At 65.0% G+C, this 7,361-nt stretch carries 6 protein-coding genes and 1 pseudogene; 1 reads left to right on the top strand and 6 read right to left on the bottom strand.

Features of this window, described 5'->3' with window-relative positions:
- The 6 genes and pseudogenes from VKM35_RS01855 to VKM35_RS01830 all read right to left on the bottom strand — a co-directional run.
- A pseudogene (locus VKM35_RS01855) lies at positions 1-270 on the bottom strand (GGDEF domain-containing protein); the annotation flags it as partial.
- A gap of 100 nt (positions 271-370) precedes the next feature.
- Positions 371-1,144, bottom strand: a complete 774-nt coding sequence (locus VKM35_RS01850; RefSeq protein WP_324317755.1) for an esterase/lipase family protein — start codon at positions 1,142-1,144, stop codon at positions 371-373.
- Between the two features lie 44 nt (positions 1,145-1,188).
- Positions 1,189-2,595, bottom strand: coding sequence for a wax ester/triacylglycerol synthase family O-acyltransferase (locus tag VKM35_RS01845; RefSeq protein ID WP_324317753.1), 1,407 nt, complete (start codon positions 2,593-2,595; stop codon positions 1,189-1,191).
- A gap of 166 nt (positions 2,596-2,761) precedes the next feature.
- Positions 2,762-4,564 (bottom strand): acyl-CoA dehydrogenase, encoded by a 1,803-nt coding sequence (locus tag VKM35_RS01840; RefSeq protein WP_324317751.1) that lies wholly within the window; start codon positions 4,562-4,564, stop codon positions 2,762-2,764.
- Positions 4,565-4,624: 60 nt separating this feature from the next.
- Positions 4,625-5,599 carry a hypothetical protein gene (locus VKM35_RS01835; RefSeq protein ID WP_324317749.1) on the bottom strand — a complete coding sequence of 325 codons (975 nt, stop codon included), beginning with the start codon at positions 5,597-5,599 and terminating at the stop codon, positions 4,625-4,627.
- Positions 5,600-5,732: 133 nt separating this feature from the next.
- A complete protein-coding gene (locus tag VKM35_RS01830) occupies positions 5,733-6,620 on the bottom strand; it encodes an Hsp33 family molecular chaperone HslO (protein ID WP_324317757.1) in 888 nt (295 codons plus the stop codon).
- 98 nt (positions 6,621-6,718) lie between these two features.
- Between VKM35_RS01830 and VKM35_RS01825 the strand changes: the two genes are divergently transcribed.
- Positions 6,719-7,361 (top strand): nuclear transport factor 2 family protein (locus VKM35_RS01825; RefSeq protein WP_324317747.1); only part of this gene is annotated, 643 nt, incomplete at its 3' end.

Genomic DNA, 7,361 nt, shown 5'->3' with positions numbered 1-7,361 from the left:
GACTTCGAACAATTCGCCCGGCGTGAGGATGGCGTATGCGCAGAACGACATGCTGCGCGGCGTTTCGTTGTCGGCCATGCCGTGCTTGGCCTTGAACCACTGCCGGTCGGTATCGATCAGCGTGATCGTCGCCATCGGCGTTGCGCAGATGACGCTGGCCAGGCGCGCGATGTCGTCGTAAACCGCTTCCGGCAGCGTGTCGAGCAATTGCAGCTCGTCGAGTTCGGCGAGACGCTCGGCTTCGTTGTGCGGCTGCGGTCCGGACTGCATGCGGGGCCTCCGATCGGTCATCACTGGCATCTTCGCCCCGAATCCACGGCAAGGCGTGGATTCGGGGTGAACGTATCGTGCGCCCGCCAGGATGTGCGGCTCAGGGTGCGATCAGATCTGCCAGGCGGAATTCGTGTGGATCGCGATAAATCAGGCTGCGCCAGGCGCTGCTGCGCTGGAACGGTTTCCATTTTCCTTCCGGTTGCGCCAGACGATCGGCGATCGCCCAGAGCACCGCCGGATTCGCGCCCATGCCCAAGTGCGTGGCGCTGACCTCGATGTTTTCGGCGATGCGCGTTTCCTGCGCCAGACTCATGCGCCAGTTCACGATGCCGTCGGTCTTGCTCATGATCGAGGTGGTCGGCACGCTGGGTTTGCCGTCGACCAATTCCATCAGGCGTGGATCGTCGTGACGGAAGCCGCTGACCAATTCGAAAATGCGCCAGACATTGGTGCCTTTCGGATGCCCGGTGAGCGGCGAGCCGAGTGTGATCACCTGGCGGATGCGCTCGGGCATGCGCAGTGCCAGCGCATTGGCCATCGCGCCGCCCAGCGACCAGCCGACCAGGCTGACCTTCTGTCCGTGCTTGTCCTGCAGCAGCCGGACCTTGTCGACCAGGCCCTTGATGACGTGATCGCGCGGGCCGAAATTCGGGCCGAGTTCCCAGGGGTACGCGGCATAGCCGAGATGGCTGAGGAAGCGACGCAGCGGCCACGTGCTGTTGTCGCCGGCGACCAGCCCGGGCAGCACCAGCACCGGATGGCCATCGCCGCGCGGCGCAGTTTTCAGCCAGGGCCACGCGAGCGCATACGACGCCCACTCGAACATCGCACGACCTTCCATGGCGAGCAGCAGCGGTGAGGGTGGTTTCATCGTTTCGTGGGTCTGGGGGCGCTTGCGCGCGGGGGTCTTGCGCTTCATTCGGGGAGGCGTTCGCTCAATTCGGTCAGTGCAGCAGCTATCGCTTTGGCGACGATGTCGGGCCGGGACACGATGTCCTTGCAGCAGGTCAGCCCGAACTCTAACTGGCCGGCATAGCTTTGAACCGTGATGTTGATCGCGAGTCCGTGCGTGACGATCGATACCGGATAGTAGTGCTGCAGCTTCGCGCCGGCCAGATACAGCGGGATCGGCGGCCCGGGCACGTTGGAAATGGCGACATTGGCCAGCGGCGGCAGGCGTTCAGCGATGCGCCCGCGCGCCCACAGCCGTGACAGGCCTGCGGCCCAGATCGGCGCGGCGAGGCCGGGGAAATCGGTCGGGATCAGGTCCTTGAACGCAGCGATGCGGCGCTTGATCTGCGCGGTCGAGGCGTGGATCGCCTGCAGGCGTTCGAGCGGATCGGCGATGTCAGTGGCCAGCGCGCACTGCACCATCGACACCTGATTGTTGGCGTCCTGGTTGCCGGCTTCGCGCAGCGACACAGGCATCGCCGCGATCAGTGATTTTTTCGGCAGCTCGCCGACTTTCAGCAACAGTCCGCGCAAGGCGCCGGCGCAGACCGCCATCACGACATCGTTGAGGCTGACGCCGAAGCCGCGTGCAACGCGCTTGACCTCGTCGATCGGCAACGACACCGCAGCGTAGCTGCGCTCCGGGCCGATCTGCTGGTTGAACACGGTGCGCGGCGCCAGCAGCACGTTTTCGCGCAGGCTGCCGATCATGCCCACGGCCTGTTTCCAGTCGCCAGCGAGCTTGAGCGTAGCGGGCAGGGCGCGGAGGAGATTCGAGAACTGGCGTACCGAGGATCTTGTGGCGGCCTTGGCCAAGTCACGTTGGCGCAGGCGGGCAACAGGGGCGGCAGGCTCGGCCTTCGCGGCACGCGCCTTTGGCTTCGCTTCGATGTCGAGCAAGGCCTGCGCGAGAGCGATGCCGCCTTGGCCATCGAGCAGTGCGTGGTGAATTTTCGAATACAGCGCGACGATGCCGGGCGCGACATTGTCGATCACCACGAACTGCCACATCGGGCGATCGCGGGCGAGCATTTCCGAATGCAGCTTGCCGACCAGACTCATCAGCTTGGCGTGGCCGCCGCTGCCGGCGAGCCGGCGCTTTTTCACCTGCGCGGCGAGGTCGATCTCCGTCGCTTCGCTCCACATCGGATGGCCGAGTGTGAGCGGGGCTTCGTGCAGCACCCGGCGCAATGCCGGTGCGCGCGGCAGGCGTTCGGTCAGATGCTTCACCAGGGCGCTGTGAAAATCGTAGCCGCGGCGCTTGGGCACCTCGATCAGCATCACGCTGCCGACGTGCATCGGCGTGCCTGCGGCCTCAAGGTAGAGGAAGGCGGCATCGAGGCCGCTGAGCGGTTTGAGTCGCTTCGCCATGGCCCGACGATACGCCTGATCAACGCCCCTTGAATACCGCCTGGCGGCGTTCGATAGAGAGTTTCGTGGTCATCAGGTTTTCTTTTTCGTAGGAGCGACGCAAGTCGCGACTTTTCTTGGCGGTGTTGGGGAATCGCGACTTGCGTCGCTCCTACATTCGTAGCGGTCAGAAGTTTTCGGCGCGCATCGCCAGCGTGGTGTCGTCGAGGCTGCGCAACAATGCGGCAAGCGGGTCGATGATCGGCAATTCGTGGCGGAAGAAGAAACGGCAGGCGGCGAGTTTTCCGTCGTAGAAATCGCGATCGGCATCGCTGGCATCGACGAGGGCATTTTGCGCGATCAGCGCCTGCCGCAGCCACATCCACGCGACCAGGCTGTGGCCCATCACCGTCATGTAATGCGAGGCGTTGGCGAGACCAAGGCGCGTGCGTCCGTCGCCGAGACAGGCCGCCAGCACTTTGGTGGTGCCGGCGATGGTGGACACCGCGCGCGCGAGCGTATCGGCGAATTCGCGCAGCGCAGGTACGGCCGCTGCCTGCTCTGCTGTCATCCGCATGTCGGCGAGCACGAGTTTGAGCGCGGCGCCATCGGCCATCACCACCTTGCGGCCGAGCAGATCGATGCCCTGGATGCCGTTCGCGCCTTCATGGATCGGATTGAGGCGGTTGTCGCGCCAGAATTGTTCCACCGGATATTCGCGCGTGTAGCCGTAGCCGCCGAGTATCTGGATGGCGAGGTCGTTGGCTTTCGTGCACCACTCGCCCGACCATGCCTTGATCACCGGCGTGAGCAGTTCGAGTTTCAGCGCTGCTTCCTCACGCTGCTTCGCATCCGGATGTTGCGCCTGTCGATCGATCAACGTGCCGCCGTGGATCGCCAGCGCGAATGCGCCTTCGCTGTAGCACTTCTGTTGCAGCAGCATGCGTTTGACGTCGGCGTGCTCGATCAGCGCGACGGCAGGCGAAGCCGGATCCTTCTGGTCGGGATGGCGGCCCTGGCGGCGCTCCTTCGCGTACTGCAGCGAATACAGATAGCCGGCGGTGGCCTGCATGATCGCGCCCATGCCGACGCCGATACGCGCCTCGTTCATCATGTGGAACATCTGTGCAAGGCCGTGATGCGGCCTGCCGATGAGGTGTCCGACGCATTCGCCGTGTTCGCCGAATTTCAGGAAGGTGTTGACGATGCCGCGCTGGCCGAGCTTGTGGTTGATGCCGGCGAGCTGCACATCGTTGCGCGCGCCAAGTGAGCCGTCGGCGTTGACGTGGAATTTCGGCACGATGAACAGGCTGATGCCTTTCACGCCAGGCGCGCCACCGGGAATTTTCGCCAGCACGAGATGGATGATGTTTTCCGACAGCTCGTGGTCGCCACCGGAAATCCACATCTTCTGGCCGGTGATGCGATAGCTGCCGTCGACGGCCAATTCGGCGCGCGTGCCGATGTCGGAAAGGGACGAGCCGGCCTGCGGTTCGCTCAGGCACATCGTGCCGAAGTAGCGGCCGTCGAGTAGGGGGTGGCGATAAAGTTTTTTCTGTTCTTCGCTGCCATGCGCCGCGAGCAGGTTGGCGACGCCGCGGGCGAGCAGGCTGTAGCCGGTAGTCGAGACGTTGGCGGCGAGAAACATCGCGTCACTGAGCAGCGCCAATGTGTACGGCAGTTGCAATCCGCCTTCTTCCTCGTCGCCGAGCAAGGCCATGAAGCCGGCTTCGGCGTAGGCATCGAGCGCGGCCTTGACTGCGGGAATGATTTTTACGCGGCCGTCGACGAGGTGCGGTTCGTCGACATCGGAAGCGCGGTTGTGCGGCGCGTATTTTTCCAGCGCGAGTCGGTGCGAGAGGTCGAGGATGGACCGGAACGTGTCGAGGCTGTGGTCGCGGAATCGCGGGTAATCGAGCAATGCCGACAACGGAAACAATTCGTCGGTGACGAAACGGAGTTGTCGCGGGTCGATCAGGAGGGGGTTCATGCGTGCGTCGGCGGAAAACGTCAGCCGGAACAGTACACGCCGATGCCGCCGGGGCGAAACTTACAGGTCTTGCTGGTAGCGCACGTACGGGACGCGGCCTTCCTCAGTGGTGCCATCGGCGCTCGCGTCGGGCAGACCGAACGGATTCTTGCCGCGTGTCACGATGTTGTCGGCACCAACGGAAAGCTTTGCGCGCCAGGGCGTACGCCAAGTGACGCCGGCGCCGACGGTGCTGAAGCGATTGGGTTGGCCGGGGACTTCAATCATCTGGCCGGTGATCTCGCCGCCGATGCTGCCGCGACCGCCACCGACGGTGAAGCTGCCGGTATTCCAGCCGGCGGGCAGGCCGCCGGGGAGGTCGGCCGTGGGGATCAGACGGACGCGGGCGAGGGTGCCGCCGATCTTGACCCAGCTCTGGCTGCCGATCGAAATCTGGCTGACGAGACTGGCGTTGCGCTCATCGAGGTTGGCAGTGGTGCCGCCGAGCAAGGAACTGAGCAGTCGGCGATCGGCAGAAAGGCCGCCGATCAGTGCGGTGTTGCCGTCGACGAAGTCCTTGCCCAGACCGAGACTGGCGGTGAGCTGCGTATTGGCGCGTTGCGCCTGGACCAGGCCCTTGATCGCGGTGCGGCCGCCAAGCAAGGCGCTGCTTGGACTGCCGAAGTTGGCGAGCAGGCAATGACCGGCGAGCGCGCCGGCGCTATCGAAACCACCGGGGTTGTTGCACAGGATGCCCAGGCCTGGATTGGCATCCAGAGACAGGCCGGCCCGCAATTGCAGGCCGTTGTTGAAGAGGTAGGTATTGCCGACCAGGTTGTTGGCGGCGGGTTTGATGATGCGCTGGGCGGGGAGCTGCGGCATCGTCGAGGGTTCGATCAGCAGCAGGCCTGCGATTTCGCCATTTTCGTAGTTGATCACCGGCAATACGGTGGTATTGCGATTCGGTCCTACGAGCGGGTTGAGCGGCGCCGTCTGGGCGTGCGCCAGCGTCGCCGAAAAGGCGAGAACCAGGCAGGCAAGCAGACGAATTCTCACGGAGGCAATTCCCTTATGAGGTGGCCGGACCCTAAGGAGCCCAACCGGACCGACAAAGTTCCCGAAGACACTATAACGATTTACATTAATTTAACCAGACCCTGGGCAAGGCTTTGCCCGACCTGGTTCAGGGCTACTGCAGCCTTTCCGAGCCGGGCGCGCTGGCTGGCGGGGCGTGAAAGAGGGCGGCGACCTCGTCCCGGCTGAATAGGTAGGCCTGGCCGCAGAAGTCGCAATGCACCTCGCTGCGGCCGTTTTCGGCCCCTGCCAGCGCCTCCTCGATGCCGAGGCTGCGCAGCATGTCCTCGACCCGGCCGCGTGAGCAGGAACAGGCGAACGCCAGTTCGCGCTGGCCCAGGATCCGCACGCCTTCCTCGTGGAAAAGGCGCCAGAGCAGGCTTTCGACCGGCACCGCCAGCAGTTCGGCCGCGCCCAGGGTGTCGAACAGGGCGCTGCAGCGCGCCCAGCCGTCGCCGTCGCCGGCGGTCTGGGGCAGCTGCTGCAGCATCACGGCTGCGGCGCGGTCGCCGTCACTGGCCAGCAACAGACGGGTGGGCAGCTGTTCGGATTGGCTGAAATAGGCTTCGAAGGCCTCACTCAGGCGCTCCGCATCGAGGCTGACCAAACCCTGGTAACGCATCATTTCCCGGCCGCCGGGCGGCAGGTTTTCGATGGTGATAGCCATCAACGAGCCCTCGCCGAACGCGCGCGGCGTCAACGGCGCGGGCAGCGGATCGGCGTATTGCGCGATGCCGCGCAAGGTCCCGCCGGCCGTGCATTCGGCAAACAGCGTACGCAACGCGCCGGTGCCGCGCAGTTGCACGCTCAGGCGGCCATCGACCTTCACGTGGCCGGTGAACAGCGCCGCCGCAGCACAGGTTTCGCCCAGGCAGTTCGCCACTGCGGCGGGATACGGGGTGCGCGCCTGGATTTCCTGCCAGGTGTCGTCGAGATGGACCAGCACGCCACGCACGCCGGAGCGCTCGAGCAGGAATCGGGTCAGTGTGTCGCGGTCGATGATCGGGCTTTCGGACATGGTGGGCTCGCAGCAGGAATCCGGATTGCCGGCCGGACGCGCCGGGCCGTTATGCTCGGGCTCCGGCGACAGAGGACATCGATATGGTAACTCCCGCTCCCCTGATCAAGGCCGCCGCGCTCGCAGCCTGTCTATGCGCGCTTGTCGCATGGGCATCGCGCGCGGTGGCATCCGATGATTTCGAAAACCTCGTTGCCGCAGAAAAAGCCTTCGCCGCCGACGTCGCCGCGCACGGCATGCGCGCCGGTTTCCTCACTGCGCTGGCCGACGACAGCGTGGTCTTCGAGCCTGGGCCGGTTTCGGGCAAGGCGCTCTGGCAATCGCGACCGGAGGTGGACGGCAAGTTCGAATGGGCGCCGGACGTCGCGGAAGTCGCGGTCGGTGGTGATCTCGCCTACACCAGCGGCCCTTGGCGGTTCACGCCGGCGGGGGCCGACAAGCCAGGTTCTTTCGGCCACTACCTGATGATCTGGCGCAAGGACGCCGACGGAAGCTGGAAAGTGGCGATCCACCAGAGCGTGCGCCACGACGAAATGCCCCTGCCCGAGAAAGCGGCGCGGCGCGGTGGGCTCAGTGCCGGCGCGGCGCCGCCGTGGCCGGTGGGTGTGGGGGAATTGCGCAAGGCCGACATGCTGCCGGCGGGGCTGCTCAATACCGGTCTGGTCTCCGCCGATTTTCTGCGGCTGCGCGACAATCGCATTCCGGACGGTCGCGCCGAAGGCGTGG

It is taken from the genome of Arenimonas sp. (genome assembly GCF_035312645.1).
Classification (GTDB): domain Bacteria; phylum Pseudomonadota; class Gammaproteobacteria; order Xanthomonadales; family Xanthomonadaceae; genus Arenimonas.
Note: the sequence above shows the minus strand (reverse complement) of the source record. Positions and strands in the feature narration are given on the sequence as shown.